Source organism: Terrabacter sp. C0L_2 (genome assembly GCF_036352015.1).
GTDB classification, from domain to species: Bacteria; Actinomycetota; Actinomycetes; order Actinomycetales; family Dermatophilaceae; genus Terrabacter; species Terrabacter tumescens.
In genome coordinates, this window is the sequence record NZ_CP143557.1 from 1,066,694 (window position 1) to 1,089,060 (window position 22,367).

The 22,367-nt window shown below is 68.0% G+C and carries 20 protein-coding genes; 12 read left to right on the forward strand and 8 right to left on the reverse strand.

The window, feature by feature from the left end:
• Window positions 1-3 precede the first annotated feature (3 nt).
• Together U5C87_RS04990 and U5C87_RS04995 are read left to right on the forward strand one after the other, a co-directional pair.
• A complete protein-coding gene (locus U5C87_RS04990; RefSeq protein ID WP_330475526.1) occupies window positions 4-999 on the forward strand; it encodes a carbohydrate ABC transporter permease in 996 nt (331 codons plus the stop codon).
• Entirely contained in the window at window positions 996-1,895 is a 900-nt protein-coding gene (locus U5C87_RS04995) for a carbohydrate ABC transporter permease (protein WP_330475527.1), read from the forward strand. Before U5C87_RS04990 ends, U5C87_RS04995 begins: the two co-directional genes overlap by 4 nt.
• A 21-nt stretch (window positions 1,896-1,916) precedes the next feature.
• On the opposite strand, the gene U5C87_RS05000 is transcribed toward U5C87_RS04995, so the two are convergent.
• Window positions 1,917-2,378, reverse strand: coding sequence for a phage tail protein (locus U5C87_RS05000; protein WP_330475528.1), 462 nt, complete (start codon window positions 2,376-2,378; stop codon window positions 1,917-1,919).
• Between the two features lie 84 nt (window positions 2,379-2,462).
• A complete protein-coding gene (locus U5C87_RS05005) occupies window positions 2,463-3,977 on the reverse strand; it encodes a hypothetical protein (RefSeq protein ID WP_330475529.1) in 1,515 nt (504 codons plus the stop codon).
• 286 nt (window positions 3,978-4,263) lie between these two features.
• On the opposite strand from U5C87_RS05005, the gene U5C87_RS05010 reads away from it, so the two are divergent.
• Window positions 4,264-4,587 carry a hypothetical protein gene (locus tag U5C87_RS05010; RefSeq protein ID WP_330475530.1) on the forward strand — a complete coding sequence of 108 codons (324 nt, stop codon included), beginning with the start codon at window positions 4,264-4,266 and terminating at the stop codon, window positions 4,585-4,587.
• 341 nt (window positions 4,588-4,928) lie between these two features.
• The gene (locus U5C87_RS05015) at window positions 4,929-5,750 is read left to right on the forward strand and encodes a helix-turn-helix transcriptional regulator (RefSeq protein WP_330475531.1); all 822 of its coding nucleotides are present in this window, start codon (window positions 4,929-4,931) and stop codon (window positions 5,748-5,750) included.
• Here the strand turns inward: U5C87_RS05015 and U5C87_RS05020 are convergent.
• The 3 genes from U5C87_RS05020 to U5C87_RS05030 all read right to left on the reverse strand — a co-directional run bounded on the left by U5C87_RS05020 (window position 5,728) and on the right by U5C87_RS05030 (window position 7,813).
• The gene (locus tag U5C87_RS05020) at window positions 5,728-6,102 is read right to left on the reverse strand and encodes a PH domain-containing protein (RefSeq protein WP_330475532.1); all 375 of its coding nucleotides are present in this window, start codon (window positions 6,100-6,102) and stop codon (window positions 5,728-5,730) included. The genes U5C87_RS05015 and U5C87_RS05020 overlap by 23 nt on opposite strands.
• Window positions 6,103-6,190: 88 nt before the next feature.
• Window positions 6,191-6,787, reverse strand: a complete 597-nt coding sequence (locus U5C87_RS05025) for an excalibur calcium-binding domain-containing protein (RefSeq protein WP_330475533.1) — start codon at window positions 6,785-6,787, stop codon at window positions 6,191-6,193.
• A 162-nt stretch (window positions 6,788-6,949) separates the two neighbouring features.
• Window positions 6,950-7,813, reverse strand: a complete 864-nt coding sequence (locus U5C87_RS05030; protein WP_330475534.1) for a hypothetical protein — start codon at window positions 7,811-7,813, stop codon at window positions 6,950-6,952.
• 372 nt (window positions 7,814-8,185) lie between these two features.
• On the opposite strand from U5C87_RS05030, the gene U5C87_RS05035 reads away from it, so the two are divergent.
• The 5 genes from U5C87_RS05035 (at window position 8,186) to U5C87_RS05055 (ending at window position 15,375) form a co-directional block, all read left to right on the forward strand.
• Window positions 8,186-8,923, forward strand: a complete 738-nt coding sequence (locus tag U5C87_RS05035) for a polysaccharide deacetylase family protein (protein WP_330475535.1) — start codon at window positions 8,186-8,188, stop codon at window positions 8,921-8,923.
• Window positions 8,924-9,109: 186 nt separating this feature from the next.
• Window positions 9,110-12,310 (forward strand): hypothetical protein, encoded by a 3,201-nt coding sequence (locus U5C87_RS05040; RefSeq protein ID WP_330475536.1) that lies wholly within the window; start codon window positions 9,110-9,112, stop codon window positions 12,308-12,310.
• A gap of 53 nt (window positions 12,311-12,363) precedes the next feature.
• Window positions 12,364-12,924, forward strand: coding sequence for an NYN domain-containing protein (locus tag U5C87_RS05045; RefSeq protein WP_330475537.1), 561 nt, complete (start codon window positions 12,364-12,366; stop codon window positions 12,922-12,924).
• A 263-nt stretch (window positions 12,925-13,187) separates the two neighbouring features.
• On the forward strand, window positions 13,188-13,325 hold the full coding sequence (locus tag U5C87_RS05050; protein WP_330475538.1) for a hypothetical protein: 138 nt from the start codon (window positions 13,188-13,190) through the stop codon (window positions 13,323-13,325).
• 142 nt (window positions 13,326-13,467) lie between these two features.
• Window positions 13,468-15,375 (forward strand): CocE/NonD family hydrolase, encoded by a 1,908-nt coding sequence (locus U5C87_RS05055; protein ID WP_330475539.1) that lies wholly within the window; start codon window positions 13,468-13,470, stop codon window positions 15,373-15,375.
• 144 nt (window positions 15,376-15,519) lie between these two features.
• Here the strand turns inward: U5C87_RS05055 and heR are convergent, their stop codons facing one another.
• From heR to U5C87_RS05070, 3 genes are all read right to left on the reverse strand, one after another.
• Window positions 15,520-16,365 (reverse strand): heliorhodopsin HeR, encoded by an 846-nt coding sequence (gene heR, locus U5C87_RS05060; RefSeq protein ID WP_330475540.1) that lies wholly within the window; start codon window positions 16,363-16,365, stop codon window positions 15,520-15,522.
• Window positions 16,366-16,480: 115 nt separating this feature from the next.
• The gene (locus tag U5C87_RS05065) at window positions 16,481-18,682 is read right to left on the reverse strand and encodes a caspase family protein (RefSeq protein WP_330475541.1); all 2,202 of its coding nucleotides are present in this window, start codon (window positions 18,680-18,682) and stop codon (window positions 16,481-16,483) included.
• Entirely contained in the window at window positions 18,679-19,083 is a 405-nt protein-coding gene (locus U5C87_RS05070) for an effector-associated constant component EACC1 (protein WP_330475542.1), read from the reverse strand. The genes U5C87_RS05065 and U5C87_RS05070 overlap by 4 nt, the downstream gene beginning before the upstream one ends.
• 192 nt (window positions 19,084-19,275) lie before the next feature.
• Here U5C87_RS05070 and U5C87_RS05075 point away from each other — a divergent pair, with 192 nt between their 5' ends.
• The 3 genes from U5C87_RS05075 to U5C87_RS05085 all read left to right on the forward strand — a co-directional run bounded on the left by U5C87_RS05075 (window position 19,276) and on the right by U5C87_RS05085 (window position 22,273).
• A complete protein-coding gene (locus U5C87_RS05075) occupies window positions 19,276-20,166 on the forward strand; it encodes an alkaline phosphatase family protein (protein WP_330475543.1) in 891 nt (296 codons plus the stop codon).
• A gap of 114 nt (window positions 20,167-20,280) precedes the next feature.
• A complete protein-coding gene (locus tag U5C87_RS05080) occupies window positions 20,281-21,294 on the forward strand; it encodes a DUF4386 family protein (protein WP_330475544.1) in 1,014 nt (337 codons plus the stop codon).
• Between the two features lies 1 nt (window position 21,295).
• The gene (locus U5C87_RS05085) at window positions 21,296-22,273 is read left to right on the forward strand and encodes a caspase family protein (RefSeq protein WP_330475545.1); all 978 of its coding nucleotides are present in this window, start codon (window positions 21,296-21,298) and stop codon (window positions 22,271-22,273) included.
• Window positions 22,274-22,367: the final 94 nt, after the last annotated feature.

The window sequence follows — 22,367 nt, forward strand, 5'->3', positions numbered from 1 at the left end:
CCGATGACCGAGAGCTCCACGGTGACCCCCGACCCCGCCACCTCGGCGGGGTCGGGGCAACCCCGTTCCCGTATGCCGTCACGCGCGGGTGGTCGCCGACGTGCCGGCCGCATCGGCCAGGTCCACCCGCTCGTTGCACTGCTCTGGCTCGCGCCGGCACTCGCGCTCATCCTCGGGGTCGTGCTCTACCCGGCGATCAAGCTCTTCGACGCCTCGCGCGGCGAGTACTCGATCACCGGGCTGCGCAAGGGCGACGCCGGCTGGGGCAACTACGCCAAGGTGCTCGAGCACCCGGACCTCGGCACGGTCCTGCGCAACACCGTCATCTGGGTCGTCGCGGTCGTGGCGATCACGATCGTGCTCAGCCTCGCGCTGGCGCAGTTCCTCAGCAAGAGCTTCCCGGGCCGGCGGTTCGTGCGGTGGGCGGTCATCATCCCGTGGGCCGCGTCGCTCGTCATCACGAGCCAGCTGTTCGTCCTGCTCTACGACTACAACTACGGGATCATCAACCACGTCCTGCAGGGGCTCGGGCTCATCGACCAGCCGATCGACTTCCTCGGCAACGACAGCTGGACGATGTTCTCGATGGTCGTCGTCGGCGTCTTCGTGTCGCTGCCGTTCACGATCTTCGTCTTCATCGCCGGTCTCGGCGCGATCCCGGACGACGTCATGGAGGCGGCGACCGTCGACGGCGCGAGCCCGTGGCAGCGCTACTGGAACATTACGCTGCCGCTCATGCGACCGGCCTTGATAATCGCGACGGTGCTCAACGTCATCTACGTCTTCAACAGCTTCCCGATCATCTACACCCTCAACGACCGCAACCCGGGCTATGCCCACGACACGACGATCACGTTCATGTACAAGCTGGCCTTCAAGAGCCAGGAGCACGACGTCGGCATGTCGGCCGCGGCGGGCATCTTCAATGTCGTGCTGATCCTCGTCGTCGTGGGGATCTACCTCAAGATCATCAACTGGCGCGAGGAGACGAGCCGATGAGCACGACCACGGCCGCCGCGCCCGTGAGGCCGGACGCCCCTGAGCCGCAGGGCAACCGGTCGCACACGGCCGATCCTCGGCGACGCAAGCGCACCCTCATGGCGATCGGCGGTGTGCTCGTCGCGTTCGTCTTCGTCGCGCCCTACGTCGTCATGGTGCTCGACTCGCTGCGCACGAGCAGCGACGTCAAGAGCACGCCGCCGTCCTTCCTGCCGAAGGTGTGGCAGTGGGACACCTACGCCCAGATCCTCGGCGACGAGCGCTTCCTCAACTGGCTCAAGACCTCGCTCATCGTCGCGGCCGGCTCGACGGTCATCGTCATCCTCGTCGCGATCCCGGCCGCCTTCATGACGGCCCGGCACCGCTTCCCGGGGCGCGGCGCCTTCTTGCTGCTCGTCCTGGTGACGCAGATGTTCGCGCCGACCTCGCTCGTCGTGGGCCTCTACCGGCAGTTCTTCGAGCTCAACATGATCAACACCTACGGGGCGCTGATCCTCACCAACGCGGCGTTCAACCTCGCCTTCGCGATCTGGATCCTGCACGGCTTCTTCTCCTCGATCCCGCTCGAGGTCGAGGAGGCCGCGGCGCTCGACGGCGCGAGCCGCTTCGCGATCCTGCGCCGGGTCATGCTGCCGCTGACGCTGCCGGGGCTCGTCACGGCGACGATCTTCACCTTCATCGCGGCGTGGAACGAGTACGTCGTGGCGCTGACGCTGATGATCGACGACGACAAGAAGCCGCTGACGGTCGGCATGCGCGCCTACATCACCGGCTACGAGCAGCACTGGGACCAGCTCTTCGCGGCCTCGGTCATCGCGGTCGTGCCGGTCGTCATCCTCTTCGCCGTCATCGAGAAGCACCTCGTCGGCGGCCTGACCGCCGGCTCGGTCAAGTAGGTCGTGCGCGGTGGCTGCGGCTCAGTAGTCGCCCTTGATGACGAAGTAGGAGCCGCGGATCGTCCCGGCGAGCCTGGACTTCTGCCGCGCGAACTTGAAGGCGGCGAGCTCGTCGGGGACGTCCATCCCGTCGCAGAGCTTGAAGCCGACGGCGCGCTTGCCGCCGTCGGCGATGGTCCAGAGCACGTTGATGGACAGCCCGGACTCGTAGAAGACGTAGGACCAGCGCACGCCGTCGACCTCGAACTGCGTCGCCTCGAGCGCCGGCGATCCGATGACGATGTCGCGTTCCTCCTTGAGGATGCGGGCCACGTGGTCGACGACGTCGTCCGCCTCGTGCGCGGGCTGGGTGCTGAACGTGTGGTCGTACTTGTTCTTGAAGTAGCGGGCCTCGTTGGCGCGCAGGCCTGCCAGCGCCTCGGCGTGCGGTGACGACTCGAGCCCGACCGTCGAGACCTCGGTGAAGTCCACGTCGTGTGCCATGACCAACCTCCAGCTCCGCGCCTGACCTTCCCTCTTCGGCAAGGCTAGCCGCGGGTGGCGCGCGTCGGGGCCGGTCTCGTCGGCTCAGACCCAGCCGGGCGGGGGCGGCATGATGATGGCGACGAGGGGGCTGAAGCCGGGTGGACCGTCGAGTCGGACGACCGGGCCGGCTGCCGCGAGCTGGGACAGGTCGATGCACTCCTGTCCGCGACACATGCGGGGCACGACGCCCCCGGTCTGCTGGCGCACCTCCATGACCATGGTGCTGGCGATGAGCCGCCCGTCGCGGGTGTTTCGGACGGCGGGGTCTTGCCACAGGACGATCGTCGGTGTGGTGCCGCCGGGGGCGTGCGCGGTCGCCTGCTCGGCGATGGCGGCGAACTGCATCCGGGTGGCCTGGTGGGCGCCGATGTCCGCGCGCCACGACAGCACGCCCGCGACGGCGAGGACGGCGAGCAGCGCGGTCGCGACGTGCTCGACGGACCGATGGCGTATGCCGTGTGCCTCGTCGGGCGCGTCCCCGTCGTTCCGTTGCCGGTCGGGTCGATCGTGACGGTCGACCAGGAGCAGCGCGACGGGCAGCAGCGCGACGAGCCACGTCCACAGCTGGCCGCGGGCCTCGGTGACGATGCCGGTCGCGAGGGTCTGGGCGGCGTCGAGGCCGCACGCGACGGCGAGGACGACGAGGAGGCGCTGCAGGCGCGGGCGCACCGCGGGGTCGCGCCAGCCGAGGACGACGGCGACGAGACCGACGGCCGCGACCCACCACTGGGCGGCCCACATGGCGCCGGCGGCGGAGAGCCAGCGGCCCGCGTTGGTCGTGAGGGCATAGATCGAGGTCGCCGGGTTGGACTGGCGCCAGGCCGGGAGGTCGAGGCCGAAGTGACCGTAGGCGACCCAGTTGAGGGTGTAGCTGATGCCGACCCCGGCGACGAACGAGGCGACCCAGGCAGCGATGACGGAAAGGACTCGCCGCCAAGGGGATTCGCGGAGGTGGATGACGGTGAAGACGAGCAGCACCACTCCGACGGGCGGGTAGGTCATGACGGCTGCCGCCTCGGCGACGAGGAGCCACAGCCCGAGCCGGACCCGCGATCGGGCCGCCCAGGGCAGCAGCCAGGCCGCGACCGCGGCGACGAGCACCGACGGCGTCAGCGCACCGGGCCAGTAGAGCAACTGCACCCAGACGGCCGAGGCGTAGAGCCCCAGGCCGAGCAGCACGTCGGCGACGGGACGCGGCCGGATGCCTGAGAGGTGCAGCACGCGCCAGAGGCCGGCGACGAGCGCGAGGTAGCCCACGGCATACGTCATCGAGGCGGTCGTGGGGGTGCCGTGCTGGCCGACGACCTGCCACCACAGGGTGTTGAGCCAGCGGCCCTCGCTGCTGTTGTAGTACGCCGGTGGGAGCACGCCCTTCGTGCCGTCGGGGAGCAGGAAGGGCCAGTCGTCCTGGCGGATGAACGGGGTGACGGCCTGCGCGACGGCCTGGGTCACGAGGAACGCGACCGCAAGGGTGACGGGGACGAGGTAGCGGCGCGGCGGTGCCGGCGGCACCGACCGAGCGCGCTGGGGTGCGCGGGCGTTGGTCTGCGTCGTCATGGTCGTGTCGCTCTCGGGACGGGGAACCACAGGGCCGGTGCCGACCCTACTGATCCTTGATACCCGGCCCGCCTGAACAGTGCATCTCAACCCTGAGTGCTGGATGTCGGCCGAAGGCCCGGTAGGTATGAACGCCCGAAGCTGACGGGCGCCTCGCGAGAGACGTTGTCGGCGCTGGATCCCGATTGCCAGAACACGCAATACGCCACCTCAAGCGTTGTCTCGGTGGTCCGGGCGAACACAGGATCAGCCATCCGCGGATGCGCGGCCATCGAAAGGATCTGAGATGAACGTCAAGCGAAAAATGCTAGGAATTCTGCTCGCAGTGCTGACGTCGGTTTCCCTGATCGCTGCCTTCCCGGCATCCAGCCAGGCTGAGACCCGAACGACCATCTGGAAGTGCTACCAGACGCGACAGCCCGTATGGACGATCGCCAAGTCCGCCTACTACACCTGCGTCTTCGGCTTTGTCCGGTCCCTCTACACAGACACCGGTGACAAGCAGTGGGACGTCGACGGCAACTGCCTCAACAGGTACTGGAACGACCACAACAGGACGACGAACTACAGCGCGGCGGTCACCTACTGCAGGGCACTCGAGCCGCGATAGGCGGCGCACCGACGTATGTGTGTTGGCAGGCTTCCACGACATCGATGGAAGCCTGCCAACGGCGCTGCCGCACAACACCGAGGTGCTCGTTGTTGCGTGGAGTGCGCTCGCCATCCGCAGGCATGCCGAGCTCCAGTGTCGTTCTTGGCGCGCGAGTGCCGGGCGAGTCGGAAGGTGCCTTCGGCGGCCCTATTCGACCTGTCGAGGGGAGCGGGTGGCTTGGGACACGAAGGGGGCGAGTCACCGCGTCCGCTTACCTGGATGCTGTGACTCGTGGCAGAGTCATCTCCGGCAGCGTCCCTGCCGTCAAACGTCGAGTCTTCGTGGGCGGGGGTCCTGAAGTGTCGCAGCTCGTCGACGATGCCACCTCAAGAGCCAGCATGTCGCCGGCCGCATCTGCTGCTGCCATAGCAGCGGAGCTAAGCCACTGCGTGAACGCACGGATCACCGCCGCGGAGATCACGGGTGAAGCCACGAAGGGGCTCCGTCTGTTGGGGAGAGGGGTGCCCCAGATCATGAGGGCCTTCACTCGCCTGGAGCCACTCGCGCAACGGTCGGTGTGGGGCATGCAGCCGACTATGCGGTTCGACCCAGACGATCCCAGCTATGAGCTCGATGAGCGCTCTGCCCGACGCGGCTTGGACCTGCACCAGCTGATCAGCGCACACGCCTTGACCGTCAACCCTTTGCTTCCGTCGCTCAATCCGGACGTGCGTGTCGCGCCGGTCGCGATCGGCTGCATCTTGGTCGACGAGGTAGCTGCCGTGCTCCCTGGCCCGTTCGACCCCCAGGGGCGCCCAACGGCATGGCTCGTCACCGACCCGGCGATCGTGGATCTGGCGCGATCAGCCTGGAGGGTGACGTGGTCTGCATCCACGCCGGTCGGCGATGACCGGCCGCCTGCTCTGTCGCGACGGCAGGTGGAGGTGGCCAAGGGACTTATCCGAGGTGTGAAGGACGCGACCTTGGCGCGTCAGCTCAATGTCTCGCCGCGAACTGTGGTTGCCGACATGAGCCATCTGCTGGAGCACCTCGGTGCACGCAGCCGTGCCGAAGCGGTTTTCATTCTTGGTGGCGGCGCGGCATTGAAACGCACGCGTGATCGCGTCGCCGTCCCAGACTGTTCCGACGAGATGGGCCCTAGAGCACGTGGTGGGCGATGAGCTTGTTGAGGTAGGCGACGTCGGTGTTGCCCTTGAACTCGAACTTGACCTTGCCCAGGCCGGAGAACCACAGCTCGAGCTCGGCGTCGAGGTCGAAGGTGCCGGCGGTCTCGAGCGAGAACGCCTGCACCTTGCTGAACGGCAGCGACGTGAAGTCCTTCTTCTTGCCGGTGATGCCCTGGATGTTCACGGCGATGATCCGCTTGCTCGTGAAGACGATGTAGTCGCGCATGCCCTTGAAGGCCATGTAGCCCTGCTCGCCCTCGATGAGCAGCGGGTCGATCTGACCGGCCACGTCGGAGTAGTCGATGCGGCCGAGCTTGACGTAGCTGGCGTTCTGGAAGTCGATCACGGTGGAGTGTCCCTGTCTGATGGAGTGATGGTCACGGGATGAGCCCTACCCGCGGCGGACGACGCGCAGCGGGCAGGGCCTCACCGTTTCACTCGCAGGCGACGCCGTCTCCGTCGCGGTCCAGCTTGCGCGAGTAGCCAGGCTGACCGGCGTAGATCGGGTCGGCACCTGCGGCACGGACGGCGGAGCAGTTGGCGTAGTAGACGCTGGAAGCAGCGGCCGCAGCCTTGGCCTTCGCTGCTGCCCGAGCCTGCGCTGCGGCCTTGGCCTTCGCAGCAGCTTTGGCCTTGGCCGCGGCTTTGGCCTTCGCGGCGGCCTTTGCGCGGGCGGCGGCCTTTGCGCGGGCTGCGGCCTGGGCCTTCGCTGCCGCTGCCTTCGCCTTTGCGGCTGCGGCGGCCTTGGCCTTCGCTGCCGCTGCCTTCGCCTCGGCGTCTGCCTTGGCCTTTGCAGCGGCCTGAGCCGCTGCGGCGGCTGCTGCTGCCTTCTCTGCGGCCGCCGGGTCGACGGTCGGGGTCGCAGACGTCGTCGGCGAGGTGGTGCTGGTCGTGGGTGTCGCCGAGCTGGTGCTGCTCTGGACGTTGACGAACGGGACGGGTGGTGCTGCCTGCGGTGCTGACTCCTTGCACGCCGTGAGGGCGAAGAGGGCGGCGACGACGGCGAGGGTGGTGCTAGCGCGAGAGTTCATGACCTGTTTTCTGTGGGCGTGCTGTGTGCCCTGCGAGGCTATGTTCGACGCCGTCGCCTCGTGGGCGAATAGCGAAGATTGCCCTGGCCAAAGAAGCCAATCCCGCGAGCGCCGAAACGGTGCATGTCCGCCTTCGCAGGTGGAGAGGCGAGCGATAGAAGGTCAGTCCCCTGTTTCGGGCCGCCACTTCTCGAACTTCGGCGTTCCTGCAGGCTTCCAAGTGATTTCGAAAGCAGCGTCGGAGTCACTCGGCTCAAAGGCGTTGGAGTCGAAACCACCTGAATACGAGGCGACCCAGCTGGCCTTTTCCATCTTGGGGATGGTCGTGAGGAAGTAGTCATCGCCGTGCTCTGCGATGAAGCTCTCGACCTTGGAAGGTGACTCCGCCAGGGCAATCTCCTTGTTCGTCACGACTTCGACCATGAACTTGTCGGTGGATTGCTCCCGCGCGATGTCGGCGACGATCAGCTTGACCTGGTCCTTGTATCTGGCCGTCGACTGGTCGAGCTTACTCGTGTAGATCCAGTACTGGTCGAGCTTGGCCACCGTCTGTCCCTCGTCGACCGAGATGATCTCGTACTTCGGGCCTTGGTAGGTGTACGCCTCCGGCTCAGGTGCGCTGAGGCTTGCACTTGGACTCGGCACCTCGGAGGGCGTCTGGGGCGCTGCCGTCACCGACCTGCTGGGAGACGCGCTCGGCGCGGCGGTGCCACCTCCAGAACGGAGCCCCACGGCGACGCCTGCGACCACCATGAGAAGGACAAACGTCCCGCCAACTGCCATGACGCGCTTCTGGGTCTGCGGCTCCAGCCGACGAAATGCCGCATAGCCCTGAAGTGCGAACGCCTTGAGGTAAGTGCCAGCCGTCTTCGGCTTGGGGCGCCGGAAGGTGATGTCCGACCACAAGAGACCGGGGCTCTGGTTGACGAGCTCCCAACCGTCCTTCTCCCACTTGGCGATATTGCTCGCCTCGGTGCCCCTAATGGCTCGCACATCGTGGTGCTCGTACTGCACGTCCTCAGCCACCCGGCTCCTGCCCTTATCGACTTGTCCTTCACGGATACATCGTGAGGAGAGTAGTGGCCCGGCCCTCATGTTCGGTCAACAGGGTGCATTACGAGAGGCTCGAATGCGTCCGTCGAGCGACGTCTGCCTCTAGAGGAAGTCGGCCGCTTGAGGTGATTTGGCCGTTACTGCTCGCGTCGGTCAGCGCACCTGACATAGTCGGCCCGGCGCCGAGCCAGCGGATGTCCGTCCTATGTCGGTCTGGCGACGTGCATGGCCAGAACGAGCACTCAAGGGAGCCCAATCAGAATGACCTCAGGTAACCATCGACGGGCTCGCACCTACACGGCTCGCGTCGTGGCAGCGTCAGCCACCGCGGCCACGCTCGTGGCCGTGTTCGCCGCGGGCGGGCCTGAGACCACGGCCGAGGCCGCGACGGAGTGCAGCACGGCGCTGGCCGGCACCAGTACTCGGACCGCGCCTGGGACGGGAAAGACCGTCGCGCTCACCTTCGACGACTCTCGCCCCGAGTACATGCCGGCCGTCCTCGCGGTGCTGCGCAAGTACAACGTGCGCGCCACCTTCTTCAACGTCGGCAAGTACGACGCACGGATGCCCGCGGTGCTCAAGTCCGCCGCAGCGCAGGGCCACCTGATCGAGCCGCATACGTGGAACCACGCGTATCCCACTGCAGCCAATGGCTATTGGGCCGTGCCGTACCTGAGCAGTCAGATCAAGACGACCGCTGCCCAGCAGCGCGCCCTGACCGGTAAGCCGACCTGCTTCTTCCGGCCGCCGGGCGGTCACATGAACAACGTGAACGCAGCGGCCAAGTTGAACAACATGCGCACGGTGCTGTGGAGCGTCGACACGCAGGACTGGTCGCAGCCGCCCTACCTCTCGGCCACTGCTCAGGCCGCGATCCTCAAGAAGGGCACCGACCTGCGCTACGCCAACCCGTCGCACCCGATCGTGCTGATGCATGCGGGCAAGGCGTCGAATGAGCCGGAGAGCAAGGTCTCCTCCTTCCGGGGCAACACCGTTGCGGCACTGCCGAAGATCATCGCCTGGTACAAGGCTCGGGGGTACCGCTTCGTCGCGATGGACGGCTCTTCAGGTCTCGTCCGCTGACGACTGCCGGTAGCTGCGCCACCGGGCGTCTGCCGGAAATGTGCCAATCGCATCCGCGGCTCCCACGTGACAGGTACGTTGACGCCGGCGCGGACATGGGCTCCAGCCGGAGGAGAGTGTCGCGTGTCTGGTGCGTTGTTGTTCGGTCGTGTCCTGCGATCGGTCGCGGTGGCGTCGCTGCTGTCGGTGAGTGTGTTCGCGGCGCAGCCGGCGCTCGCGCTGGACGTCGACCCGGCGATCTCCGCCGGTCGGCAGCTGCCGCTCCTCCCGGAGGCTGCTCCGTACCAGCCGTTCCTCGATGCCGGCGCTCCCGGCTACGTCGCCTACGACCTGCACCAGGTCGACGAGTACGAGACGTCGTCGCAGTTCACGATCAGGCGGACGTCGGACGGATCTGTCGTGCGCACCGTGACGTGGACCGGCACGCCCAGCCCGCACCTGTCCCCCGGTGGACTGGTCTCGGTGAGCCCGATCTCTGCAGACCTCAGCCGCCGCGTCGTCGTCAGTGACATCGAGACCGGAGCGACGACGTGGACGGTGGATGTGCCGTCGGACGAGTACGTGGTCGAGGCGGGAGCGACCTGGGTGCTGAGCGTTAAGGGTCCCGCCGACGCTCGCCAGGCCGTGCTGCGTCGGCCTGGCCATGACGCATTGGCTCTGGCGGGTGTCGTCATGTCCTTCGGCTCCATCGACACGGTGGCCAACGCCAGCACCCTCGTCATCCACAACCAGAACCTGGTCTGGAGCGTCGACCTCGCGAGCGGCGACTCCCACCTGATCGCCGACAGCGCGGGGGCCTCCGACAAGCTGGTCGTCACCCCGCGCAGGGTCTTCGTGATCGACGAGAACGCCTACCCGGTCACCGCCTCCTGGGCCGATGTCGACGGGACGAACGCCGGGCACGTCGAGATGACGATGGACAACACGTCGGTGACCCGTGGGTGGGTCGGCTACGGAGACCGCCTCGCGGCGTTCCACATCGAGTCCGGTGACACCGGGGACTCGGGCCACCTCGAGCCGGTCGACCTCGCCACCGGGACACGCGAGCCGGCCGTCGCCACCAAGGTCGGCAAGTTCGCGTCCGACGGTGCCGGCGTCGCGGTCATCACGCTCGGAGACACCGCCACCGGCCGGGTCGCCACCGTCACCGACGACGGGCAGCCGCTGCACGAGGTCACGGCCCTGCCGGTCATCGGCCGGCTCGCCAGCTCGATCGGTCTGAGCGGCAGCAGCGTCTACGGGGGGTTCGGCTGGGCCTACGACTCCGGCACGGGTCCGGTGGCGAGAGCCGCCGTCGACGGGTCGGGGTCGTGGTCCACCTCCATGGCGGCGGGCGACAGGCCGGTCGCGGGCGGCCTGCTGTCGGCTCGCGGGGACGTCGTCCTGACGCAGACCTCGACCGGCAGCGCGACGGAGACCTACCGGGTGACGTGGCCCGGCGGCTACCGCGACGTGTACTCGACGCCCGGTGGGTGGAGGTTGTCCCGCGGCGGCCAGGTGCTGGTCCGTGGCGACGGGATGCTGGCCGACGCCAAGAGCGGACAACCGCTCCGGACCATGGCCCCGGGGACGAGGTACGTGGTCGACGGGCGCACGCTCTGGCAGGGCCCGGACGCTCAGGGCATCCTGACCGCGACCGACCTCGACGGCGTGAGCCCCACGCGCACCGTCGCCACCGGGGTCAAGGACTGCGGGGCGCTCGACCTGCAGGTCGCGGGCCGCTTCGCACTCTTCTACTGCGGGGACCACTACATGGCCGTCGACCTGCACGGTGTGCTGGCGCCCCAAGCTGTTCCGTGGCCGCGGGCATCGGTCCAGTCCTTTGCGCAGCTCGGGAACGGATACGTCGCCTGGGTGCAGTGGGTCGACGAGCCCACCGTCGGCAAGTACGCGGTCGCCACGGTCTACGACCTCGGGCCGGGACACGGCACCCGTCAGTACGGTCCGCTGCACGGCAAGTACACGTCTCCGGACCCGATGATCGCCGTCGATGACGCCGGCGGCGCTCGTCTGGCCTACGCCGACACGGCCCTTCAGCCGCGAGTCGTCGACCTCGACTGGCTGACGCGCGCCGCGTGGAAGGACACCGTCCCCCCGACGTTCGTCACCATCACGGGCAGCCCGAGGGCGAGTGGTTCTGTGGTGAAGGCGTCGTGGACCGCCACCGACTCGGCGAACGAGGCAACACGCATACCAAGTGGGGTGGCGACGTACGACGTGCGCTACCAGCAAGGTCCGGTCGGCGGGCCGTATGCCGCGTGGGTGCAGCCCGCGGCCCTGCGCGGTCTGACCGCGCCCACGGCCAGCGTCACCGGCCTGGCCGGGAAGGACACGTGCCTGTCGGTGCGGGCCACCGACCACGCCGGCAACACGAGCGCGTGGTCCGCGCCCCGGTGCACGGCGACCGACGTCACCGCGCCGAAGCTGGTCTCGACGGGCGGCACTCCGAGGACGGCGCCGACGCGTCAGGTCACGATCTCGGCGGTGTTCACCGACCCGGCGTTCACGTCGACGGTGGCGGGCTCGGGCGTCGGCACCTACGACGTGCGCTACCAGCAGGCCGCCAAGGTCGGCGGGACGTTCGGCGCCTGGACCTACCCCCGGATGTGGCAGAGCTCGGCCGCCCCGACGCAGACCCTGACGGCCGGCGCCGGCGCCGACACTTGCTTCCAGATCAGGGCTCGGGACAAGGTCGGCAACGTCTCGGGCTGGTCGGCCAGCCACTGCAGCGCCGTCGACACCGCGGCGCCGACCATCACTGCTGCGAGCACCGGCGCGCTCGTCGTGAGCGCGACGAAGAGCAGCGCGGTGACGTTCTCCTACAAGGCCGCCGACAACACCGGCGTCGCGAGCTACGACGTCGGCTACCGCTACGCGCCGCCGCGCGGGGCGCTCGGAGCGCTCACCCGTCCGAGCACCTGGCAGGCGACGACCGCGACCTCGCAGAAGCTGACGGTCGCCCCTGGTGGCGAGGTCTGCTTCGTCGTCCGCGCCCGCGACCGGATGGGCAACACGTCCGCCTGGTCCGGCGCGCGGTGCTCGGCCGTGCCCTACGACGACCGGGCGCTCGCGGGCAGCAAGGTCTCGCGGATCACGAACAGCCGGGCCCTGACCGGCACGGTGTCCCGACTCAACAGCTCCGGCGCGACCCTGAGCATCGGCTCGCAGCGCGGCTCTCGCATCGCCGTGGTCGTGCTCCGCGGGCCGAAGCAGGGCGTGGTCGACGTGTATGCCGGCTCCCACAAGGTCGGTCGCGTGAGCCTCTCGTCGACGACGTGGCGCCGGGACGTCGTCCTGCTCCCGACGTATGCGTTCACGGGCACCATCTCCATCCGCTCCGTCAGCTCGGCGCCGTCCCTCATCGACGCTCTGGGCGTGGTCCGCTGAGTTCCGGCCGCAGAAGGACGCGGGCGGAGCGGGGGCCCCCGTAGGCTCCGGTCATGGCTGACGCTCCCCGGATCACCTACGTCCTCGTCGACGGGGAGAACATCGATGCCACCCTCGGCACCTCGATCCTCGGTCGTCGCCCTCGCCCGGAGGAGCGCCCGCGGTGGGAGCGGCTGCTGCAGTTCGCCGAGGAACTGTGGAGGCAGCCCGCCGTCGGCCTCTTCTTCCTTGCGGCCAACAACGAGCTGCCGATGCCGTTCGTCCAGGCGCTCATGGCCATCGGCTACCGACCCGTGCCGCTCTCGGGCGCCGCAGGCGAGAAGGTCGTCGACATCGCCATCCAGCGAACGCTGGTCGAGATCCGTCAACGCCGCGCCGACGTGCTGCTGGTCAGCAACGACGGGGACTTCGTCGACCAGATGGGCGACCTGCTCGACGGCCGGCGCGTCGGCGTCGTCGGTTTCCAGGAGTTCCGCAGCAGCGCGTTCCTGGAGCTGACCACTCACGGACTGGCGACGTTCGACCTCGAGTACGACGTGCAGGCCTTCCGGGAGTCCCTGCCGCGCATCCGGATCATCGCCATCGAGGACTTCGACCCGGCCGACTTCCTCTGACACGTTCAGTCAGAGGTCGGCGACCGGCTTCGCCCGACTCTCGAGGCCGTTGATGTCGCCTGGCCGGCCCGGGACGGCGTCGGAATCTTGACCCGCGATTGGCTACCTTTCTCGCCTCGTCGATTGCGACACTTCGGACAAGAGCCGGACGATCCATGGGACGACAGGGGTGGCAGATATTCTGGTCAATCGCAGGCGGACTCTTCGCCTTGGTGCTGCTGGCGGCGTGGCTGGCTGACCGTCGAGCCAAGCAGCGTCACACGATGCTGTCCCTGTCGGAGAGCAAGAGCCCGCGCCACGGCTCCGAGGACGGCCGGATCGAGGCGCACAACTTCGGCGCCGGGGACGGTCGTCGTTTCGGCGGGGTCAAGCCCCCGTCGGGTGGAACTCCCTCCGGCTGAGCTGCGGGCGGTCGGACAGACAAGGGGACAGGTTTCTGTCGGGGTCGCAGCTCCGTCCCTCTCCGGCGGTCTCGTCGCTACTTTGAGACTGCCCCTCACCCTCAAGGGGACATCGCCGGTCCCGGGGGCAGGAAGGACTCACATGAAAGTCAGGATCCTCGCCCTCGCCAGCTCACTCGCCGTGGTCGCTCCGTTGGCCATCGGGACGCTGGGGCAGGCTCAGGCCGCACCGCCGAGCATCACCGACACCCCGCCCGTCACGCTCGTCGACGGGATGACCTCGCCGAAGTACGACTACGCCAACGCCATCCGCGAGACCGTCTGGGTCGACACGCCCGACCTGGACGGGGACGGCAGGGCCGAGCGCATCGCCACCGACATCATCCGGCCGCGCGAGCTCGACGGCACCGCAAGGGTGCCCGTCATCATGGACGCCAGCCCCTACTACCTCAGCCTCGGCCGCGGCAACGACGGCGAGTTCAAGGAGTATGCGGCTGACGGCAGCCCGACGAAGTTCCCGCTCTACTACGACAACTACTTCGTCCCGCGCGGCTATGCGTTCGTCGCCGTCGACATGGCCGGTACGGCCCGCTCGACCGGGTGCACCGACGAGGGCGGCCGCTCGGACGTCGAGTCGGCCAAGGCGGTTGTCGAGTGGCTCGACGGCAAGGGGACCGCCCACGACTCGAAGGGCGCTCTCGTCCAGGCGAGCTGGAGCAACGGCAGCACCGGCATGATCGGCAAGTCCTACGACGGCACGCTCGCCAACGGCGTCGCCGCCACCGGCGTCGACGGGCTCAAGACGATCGTGCCGATCAGTGCCATCAGCTCGTGGTACGACTACAACCGCTGGCAGGGCGCCGTGAAGTCGCGTCACTACGCGAGCAGTCTCTCGCGCACCATCGCCCAGCGCCGCACCATCACGACGGACTGCTCGGCGCGGCTGGCCTACATGGACGCCAACGACGCCGACGCGACCGGCGCCTACACCGACTTCTGGGCCGAGCGCGACTACCGCGACGGCACCTTCTACGACGCGTCCAAGGTCAAGGCGAGCGTCTTCATCGTCCACGGCCTGCAGGACAACAACGTCAAGACGATGAACGCCTCCAAGTGGTGGGAAGCGTTGGGGCAGAGCGGAGTCGATCGGAAGATGTGGCTCAGCCGCCTCGGCCACGTCGACCCGTTCGACCACGACCGGCAGGAGTGGGTCACCACCCTCAACCGGTGGTTCGACCACGAGCTGATGGGGATCGACAACGGGATCGACCGCGAGCCGGTCGTCCGGGTCGAGACCGCTCCGAACCAGTGGGAGACCTCGAAGACGTGGCCGATCCAGTCGTCGCGCACGATGTCGCTCAACCCGCGGGCGGACGGCACGCTGACCCTCGGCAAGCAGGACGCGGGCACGGCCACCTACGTCAACAACTCCCGCCTGTCCGAGACGAACGCCGTCTCGCTGGCTGCCAACCCGAACCGGGTGCAGTTCCTCACCGGAGCGGTGACCAAGGACGTCCGGATCTCCGGCACGCCCACGGTCGACCTCACCGTCACCCATTCGGCTCCGGTCGGGCAGGTGTCGGTCATGCTCGTCGACTACGGCGCCATGGACCGGGTCAGTGCCACCGGTGACGGGGCCCAGACCCTGGCCACGGAGACGTGCTGGGGAGAGTCCATCGCCACGGACGACGCCTGCTACAAGGACGTCACACGTCGCCTGCAGAGCACGCAGCTGCAGGTGCTGGCCCGCGGCTGGGCCCGTCTCGACGGCGCCGGCCAGCACCAGGTCACCGTCGAGCTGGCCGCCAACGACGTCGTCGTCCCGGCCGGTCACCAGCTGGGACTCGTCGTCAGCGGGGCGAGCAACGGCGTTATCGCCGTCGACACCAGCGCAGGGACGTATGTCGTGGACCTGCGCTCCACGCGGCTGAACCTGCCGGTCTCCGGCGCGATGAGCAGCTTCGCTCCCGGACGCCTGACCGCCAAGGACACCGACAACCTGGCGAAGGGCACCCTGCCCGACCTCGACGAGACGCTCTGGCCTCGGTGACCCGAAGCGCGGGAGCGGCCACTCGCCGCTAGCGACGCTCTACACAGAGCCGGCCCCCACTCCTGAGGACCAGGAGTGGGGGCCGTCCTCTCGCCACAGCACGGACCGCCGAGTTGGCCGAAGCTCTTCTCCTGCGCCCGGCGCTCACCCAACCAGGACGTTGGCGAAGACCTGCCAGGCGAGCAGGCTCTTCGCCACGAGGCTGAGGACGATGTAGGTGCGCTCACCGGTCAGGTAGTCCTGCCACCGACCGACCTGCTTGTACTGAAGCCACTGGTTGATGGCGAAGCTGTTGAAGAACACGAAGAGCGAGACGATGATCCCGTAGACGAACCCGGGCGGGCCGGGCCCGTCCTTGACCGCCACGTTGACGAACAGGTAGGCAGCAGCCGCCAGCCACGGTCCAACCCCGGCAACGCAACCGAACCAGAAGGGCGTCCACCAGGCGCGTCGCCCGCGGACCGGTCGCCCATCCTTCCCGTGCATCAAGCCGTTGTTGGACATCTCCATCAGCCAGCCGAACAGGATCATCGAGGCGTTGGCGATGCCGATCCCGATGAGTGCCGCGACGTCGGAGATCCCGAGCACCAAGCTGATGAGGACGATCATCAGCGTCGAGGAGAGGCTGTACTCCACCCAGCGGAAGCGGTTGCGCCCCTTCGACAGCTCGTCGACGTAGCGCGTAAAGCCCCACGGCGAGGCGATCAGGAAGTGGAAGAACGCGGAGAGGAACAGGAAGGAAGCGGTTGCCACTCCCAGGGGAACGTCGAACACGAGGTTCGTCACGCCCTTGGAGAGCGGCGTCCCCGGCGGGCCGTTCAGCGCAAAGGTGGACACCGGCAGCGTGAAGTCGTTGCTGAGGGCGACCATGGCCGCGCCGGACACCAGGTGCAGGAGTCCCATGACCACGTTGAAGACCCGTAGGCGCTTTGCGGTGTCGCGCCCCACATCGACGGATCGAGTCTGCAGCTCCAAGGGGTGGGTGCTCATCCTCCAGTGTTTCATTCTCGATGGGGATGCTCGAGTGCCACCGGACCGGGTCGACGATGCATCAGCTGGCGGGTGCGTCGGGTGGACGGGCCAGCACGCCGCGGAGGTAGTGAGGTCATTCGGCCGCTGCAGCGGCATCGCTGGGTGATCGACGGTCGATCAGGAGGGCCGCGGCGGACAGGGCCAAGCCGGCGGCGACGAGGAAGGGCATCCCGAAAGACTCCGGGGAGTGATCCGTCAGGTAGACCCACTGGGACAGGGAGTAGCTGAGGGTGCCGAGGCCCCAGGCCGCGAGCAGGACCCGTCCGACCGCGGCTGGACGGACCATGACCGCCCCGATCGCGGCGATGACCGTGAGCACCGCCCACACGTACGTCACGCCGGCCTCGTAGCCGGCGTCGCTGAGCGAGCCCAGGTGGACGGCATAGGAGATGAACACGGCGGCCGTGACGGCGCCGAGGCCCAGCGCCGCAAGGGATCCCGGGTCGCGCCAGTCGACCCGGGCTAGCGGGACCGCCTGTCGCCAGGCGGCGACCGCCACAGCCGCCGGTCCGCAGGAGGCGGCGAGGACCAGCCCGATGAGGCCGAACCACGTCCCCGTCCCGGAGGCGTCCGGGCTCAGGTCGGCGACGAGGCCGAGGTAGGTCAACAGCGAGGCGGCAGCAGTCCCGGACACCGCGAGCAGCAGCCCCAAGGACACCTCGGTTCGCACTCGCGGGGCGAACATGACGGCTCCTGCCGTCACGACCAGGAGACCGAGGATGGCCATGCTCGGCACGAGCCAGCGGTCGCCGGCTGCGTAGGTCTGCCCGTACCGCCAGGGCAGTGTCATGCTCGCGAGGATCAGCAGACCCGCAGCGAGGGCCGCCAGGCCGGCAGCCACCCGGAGACGATGGCGCGGGCCGAGCTCGGACGTGCCGGTGACGTGCTGAGCCACCGCCGGTGCGGCAGAGGGTAGCTCGGCGGGAGCTGGTGGCGGAGGCGGCCGGGATCCTCGCGTCGCCGACTCCTCGTCAGGCGCGCCGGACTCGGCCACGCTCGCCGTGACCGGCACCACCACGGAACCGGTCGGGCTCGTCAACGTGAGGCTCCCGGCATACGCCCGGCCTGTGGGCGTGAGGGTCACGGTGACGAGCGTGCCCTCGACGACGGCCGAGAGCGGCGGCTCGGCGTCGACGCGGACGTCCCGCGCGAGGGGTATGCCGGTGACCCGGAGCTCGCGGTGGATGCCGGCGACCGCGCCCGGCCCGAGCTCCCCGAAGTCGAGGGAGGTCGGGCTCACGTGCGGAGCGGCCGACTGGAGAACGGCGCTCGCATCGTCGGCGACGGCCTTCGTGTCGGACCGGGCCACCTCCTGCAGGGCCTCGAGCGCTCCCAGCGCGACGCCGAGGTCAGGGTGCGCGAGCCGGTCCCGCAGCTCGCTGACGGCTCCGCGTCGATAGGTCGGGTCGGACTCGCGTAGGGCGGAGGCGATGGGATCGGGGATGGGGACCGGGCGCACACGGCGACGTCGGCTCCTGGCGAGGTAGAGCTCCCCGGACATCTCGACGTCGCGCCCGGGGGTCTGGTTGGGGTTGGTCTCGCGGACGCGGTCGAAGACGTAGTCGTAGAGCTCGTTGAGGGAGACGAGACCGTCCTCGTCGCGGTCGGCCTCACCGGTGCGGAGACCCTCGACCACGGCCGAGGTGAAGATGGACGGTGGGACCTGGTGGTCGGCCGCGAGGGTGGTCCCCTCGAAGGAGTACTCCATGGCGCTCGAGGCGCTGATGACCGCACGGCCCCGGCCGCCGCCGAGCCGGCCGGCGGGGAAGCTGTCCATGACGTTGACCGGGCCGGCGGCCCGCACCGTCACCCCTTGGCCGAAGGCCCCGCCGTAGCAGCAGTCGAGGAACAGCACGATGCTGCGCGCCCTCGAGCTGCGCATGCAGCGCTGGACGAAGTCCGCGGCGAGCGCGGTCGATCCGAGACGATCGGGACGGGTGTTGCGGGCGGCGATGAACAGCTCGCCCGCGTCGTTCTTGAGGCCGTGACCGGAGAAGTGCAGGAGCAGCAGGTCCTCGGGCCGGCTGTCGGCGAAGAGGTCGTCGACGTGGGCCTGGACCTCGTAGGACGCGGCGTTGTGGACGATCGACACGTCGAAGCCGCCGATCTCGGGGTCGCCGAGCACCTCGGCCAGGGCGCGAGCGTCCGCCTCCGGCGCCCGCAGCGCGCTCAGGCTGGCGTGGTCGTAGGTGTCGTTGGCGATGATGAGGGCCCGTCGCGTATGCCGTCCGCCTCGCTCGGCGCCGGCTGCTCGGCCACCCGATGGTTGGGTCATGGGGACCCTTGGGGCTCTTGGGTTTCCGCGGTTTCATGGCGCGCGAGGAAGAGGTCCACGAGCTCGTGCTGCTCCTCCTCGCCTGCCCCGGTCAGCTCGAGCACGTCGCCGGCGATCTCCAGCCGCACCGTCCGCGGCTCGTCGTGCCCCCGGTCGAGCCAGTCACGCACGGCCGCCAGCAGGGCGGTGAGCCCGCCTGACCCGAGGACGGCGACGGCAAGGGTGCTGACCGTGGCGGGGTCGAGACCCCGGGCGCCGTCCGGCACCGGGGTGGGGTCGCCGGGCCTCACGTCGAGCGACGTGACTTGGTCGAGCTGGGTGCGCAACTGACGGTGGAGCAGGTCGAGGCGTGCCCCATCGGCTCCGGGTTCACCGAGCCACACCTGCACTGTTGCGTCCATGGGCCCCACCTCACGACGCTGCTCTCTCCCACGGATGCTACTCGCGCCGGTGTACCCGCGAGAAGGACTGCGGCCGCTGGCGGCGAGGTTCGTCACAGGCGCGCGTGGCAGAACCTCACGTGCTTCGCAGCCCCCTTTGAGCGCGCCGGGGTACCGTCGCGCACGGCGAGCCGCTTCAGAACGGGGAGGGCCATGTCGCACAAGGCAGTCGGGCTGGTAATCGCGTCCGCGCTGCTGCTCGGCGGCTGCACTGCCGCCGCGGAGCCCTCCGCACCCGTCACCTTCGCCACGGTGCAACCCGCGCCGGTGACCAAGCTGCTGGTGTTCGTCGTCGAGAACCACTCCCTGGACCAGATGCGTGCAGCCATGCCGTATGCAGCAGCACTGGGGAAGCAGTTCGCTGTCGCGACGAACTACCAAGCGGTGACGCACCCCTCGCTGCCCAACTACCTCGCGATGACGGGTGGCAGCACGTACGGCGTCACCGATGACGACCCGCCCTCGAGCCACACGACCGACCAGCCGTCGGTGTTCGGCCAGGCGCTGTCGCTGGGCAAGACGGCGAAGCTGTATGCCGAAGGGGTGCCTGGCAACTGCGCGACCGAGAGCTCCGGGCAGTACGCCGTGAAGCACAACCCGTGGGCCTACCACCTCAGCGAGCGCGCCTCCTGCCTCCGGTATGACGTGCCGGTCACCGAGCTGAGCGGCGACGTCAGCAACGGAGGACTGCCCAACGCCGGCATGGTGATCCCCGACCTGTGCAACGACGCCCACAACTGCGATCTCTCGGTCGCCGACCGCTGGCTGCGCAGTGAGCTCGAGGTGGTGATGGCGGGTCCGGACTGGCGCGCCGGACATCTCGCGATCGTGGTCACCGCCGATGAGGATGACCACCACCAGGACAACCTCGTCCTGACCGTGGTGGCCCACCCGTCCATGCATGGCGCCGGCGTCACGACACCGCTGACCCACTACTCCCTGGCGCGCCTCTACAGCGAGGTCCTCGGCGCGGAGCCGCTCGGCGAAGCCGCCACTGCTCCCTCGATGGCCAAGGCATTCGGACTGGAGCTCTCCGGTCGTTGAGGGCAGGGACCTCAACGGGTCACGAGGAACGCGACCGCCGGGGTCACCGGCACAAGGTAGCGGCGCGGCGGCGATGAGGGCAGCAGCCGCGCACGCTTGGGACAGGTGCCCGTAATGACCGATCGGTGGCCCCGCGGCACGATCGCCCGGTGGGCTGGAGGTCTCTGTCTCGCGTACATCGTGGCGAACGTCGTCGCCAGCCTGGTCGGCAAGATCGGGCTCAGCGACTCGCAGACCCTCCGAGCCGCGTTCACCGAAGACGAGACCACGTTCCGGTGGGGGCTCGTCGCGGCACTCGCGTCGGCGCCGCTCTTCGTCCGTACCGCGTGGGCGCTCTACGTGCTCCTACGTCCGCTGGACGGGACGGTGGCGCTGCGCCTGCTGATCCTCAATGCCGTCGGCGTGGCCGTCCACTGCGCGAGCTACCTGCCACTGCTGTCTATCCTGGCCCAGCGCGACGCCGCCTTCGACGTGCACGCCCTGAAGGGCCGGATCGACGCACTGGCCCTTCCGTCGGTCAGCACGTACCGGACCGGCTTCGTCACGGCCCAGCTGTTCTTCTCCCGTGACTCTTCCCCTCGGCTGACTGGTGCTGCGCTCAGGGTTCCTGCCACGCCAACAGGACTTCCGTTGGGCTTGGATGCTCGGACTCCAACCGCTACGGCCTTCTCTTGCGCGGCGGAGCCTAGACGAGCCGGCAGTCGGTGCGGGGTGGTATACAGATGCTACAAACCTAGGACAGGGGCAACCATGGCTAACAAAGTTGTGTTCATAGCATTCGCCAAAGAAGACGAGAGAGCGCGAGACCTCTTTGTAGGGCAGCGTAAGTTGGGCAGCACGCCTTACGACTGGACCGACATGAGCGTTAAGAATCCATACGACACGGAGTGGAAGGAGCGCGTTCGCACTCGGATCCGCCGCTCAGACGGTGTCATTGCTCTTATAAGTAGCAACACCCCAGCCGCGTCTGGTCAGCTTTGGGAGATTAAGTGTGCGCGAGAGGAGGGCAAGCCGCTGCTAGGCATCTGGATCGAAAAGGGCTACAGCACGAAACCCGCAGTTATGGGCACCTCGCCCTGCAAAGACTGGACATGGCAGAACGTCGGCGACTTCATCGACGGCCTTTGAGATGCTGCGCCGCGCGTTAGTGGTAGGCATCGACAGTTACCCAACCTTTGGCGATCTCGGGGGCTGCGTCAACGATGCCCACGCTCTGGCTCCCCTTCTAACGCGGAATGAAGACGATTCGCCCAACTTCGACGTGCGCACCCTAACTGCACCCGTGGATACAGGATTCGTAGGACGCGACGAGTTTCTCGATGCTCTCGACACGCTGTTCGGTCCGGGTGTGGACGTGTCTCTCTTGTATTTTGCTGGTCACGGAGCGGCTGTAGGGGATGGCGGCGACGTAAATCTGGTGACCTCGGATGGAACGAACGGCACTCCGGGTGTCCGCTTCAGTGAAGTTCTTGAGCGAATCAACGCGTGCAGCCAAGAGGTGGCCGTTGTTCTGGATTGCTGCTTCGCTGGCGCCGCAGGCGGCGTTCCGGCGGCTCTGAGTCCCGCATCTGTTCTTCGGCAAGGCGTGTCACTTCTAATGGCCAGCAGAGCGGACCAGACGTCCGCCGAGACACTCGATGGGCGTGGACAGTTCCCCGAGTATCTGGAGGGAGCGCTGGACGGCGGCGCCGCGGACGTATTGGGCCACGTGACGGTCGCAGGTTTGTACGCGTACCTCTCTGAGGCCTTTGGAGCGTGGGACCAGCGCCCTATGTTCAAGGCCAACGTCGATCGACTTCAAGACATTCGGCGATGCAATCCGTCCGTGCCGTTGACCACGCTGCGGCGGCTTCCCGAGTGGTTCCCTGCGGCCAACCATGTGTTCGCACTCGACCCGAGCCACGAGCCGGACAAAAGCCAAAGTGGTTTGCCTCCCCATCCTGAAAACGAGGCTACTTTCAAGCAGCTACAAAGGTGCGCATCCTCAAAGCTGGTTGAGCCGGTAGGTGCTGAACATATGTACTTCGCAGCTATGAACAGCCAAGGCTGCCAGTTGACTGCCTTGGGTCGGCACTATCGACACCTTGCTGATAGGGGACGTTTTTGACCGCGTACGGCATTACGGGTCATCAAACGGCGCCGGAAGCGGCTTGGCAGATGTTGGAGAGCAGACTTAGCGACCTGTTTGACAAGCCATCGTT

What these genes read in the sequence shown, in the direction of transcription:
- U5C87_RS05065 (WP_330475541.1), bottom strand. Translation starts at nt 18,682, where the DNA reads ATGACCCAACCATCGGGTGGCCGAGCAGCCGGCGCCGAGCGAGGCGGA.
- U5C87_RS05000 (WP_330475528.1), bottom strand. Translation starts at nt 2,378, where the DNA reads ATGGCACACGACGTGGACTTCACCGAGGTCTCGACGGTCGGGCTCGAG.
- U5C87_RS05075 (WP_330475543.1), top strand. Translation starts at nt 19,276, where the DNA reads ATGTCGCACAAGGCAGTCGGGCTGGTAATCGCGTCCGCGCTGCTGCTC.
- U5C87_RS05080 (WP_330475544.1), top strand. Translation starts at nt 20,281, where the DNA reads ATGACCGATCGGTGGCCCCGCGGCACGATCGCCCGGTGGGCTGGAGGT.
- U5C87_RS05055 (WP_330475539.1), top strand. Translation starts at nt 13,468, where the DNA reads ATGAAAGTCAGGATCCTCGCCCTCGCCAGCTCACTCGCCGTGGTCGCT.
- U5C87_RS04990 (WP_330475526.1), top strand. Translation starts at nt 4, where the DNA reads ATGACCGAGAGCTCCACGGTGACCCCCGACCCCGCCACCTCGGCGGGG.
- U5C87_RS05045 (WP_330475537.1), top strand. Translation starts at nt 12,364, where the DNA reads ATGGCTGACGCTCCCCGGATCACCTACGTCCTCGTCGACGGGGAGAAC.
- U5C87_RS05070 (WP_330475542.1), bottom strand. Translation starts at nt 19,083, where the DNA reads ATGGACGCAACAGTGCAGGTGTGGCTCGGTGAACCCGGAGCCGATGGG.
- U5C87_RS05025 (WP_330475533.1), bottom strand. Translation starts at nt 6,787, where the DNA reads ATGAACTCTCGCGCTAGCACCACCCTCGCCGTCGTCGCCGCCCTCTTC.
- heR (WP_330475540.1), bottom strand. Translation starts at nt 16,365, where the DNA reads ATGAGCACCCACCCCTTGGAGCTGCAGACTCGATCCGTCGATGTGGGG.
- U5C87_RS05010 (WP_330475530.1), top strand. Translation starts at nt 4,264, where the DNA reads ATGAACGTCAAGCGAAAAATGCTAGGAATTCTGCTCGCAGTGCTGACG.
- U5C87_RS05050 (WP_330475538.1), top strand. Translation starts at nt 13,188, where the DNA reads ATGCTGTCCCTGTCGGAGAGCAAGAGCCCGCGCCACGGCTCCGAGGAC.
- U5C87_RS04995 (WP_330475527.1), top strand. Translation starts at nt 996, where the DNA reads ATGAGCACGACCACGGCCGCCGCGCCCGTGAGGCCGGACGCCCCTGAG.
- U5C87_RS05005 (WP_330475529.1), bottom strand. Translation starts at nt 3,977, where the DNA reads ATGACGACGCAGACCAACGCCCGCGCACCCCAGCGCGCTCGGTCGGTG.
- U5C87_RS05085 (WP_330475545.1), top strand. Translation starts at nt 21,296, where the DNA reads ATGCTGCGCCGCGCGTTAGTGGTAGGCATCGACAGTTACCCAACCTTT.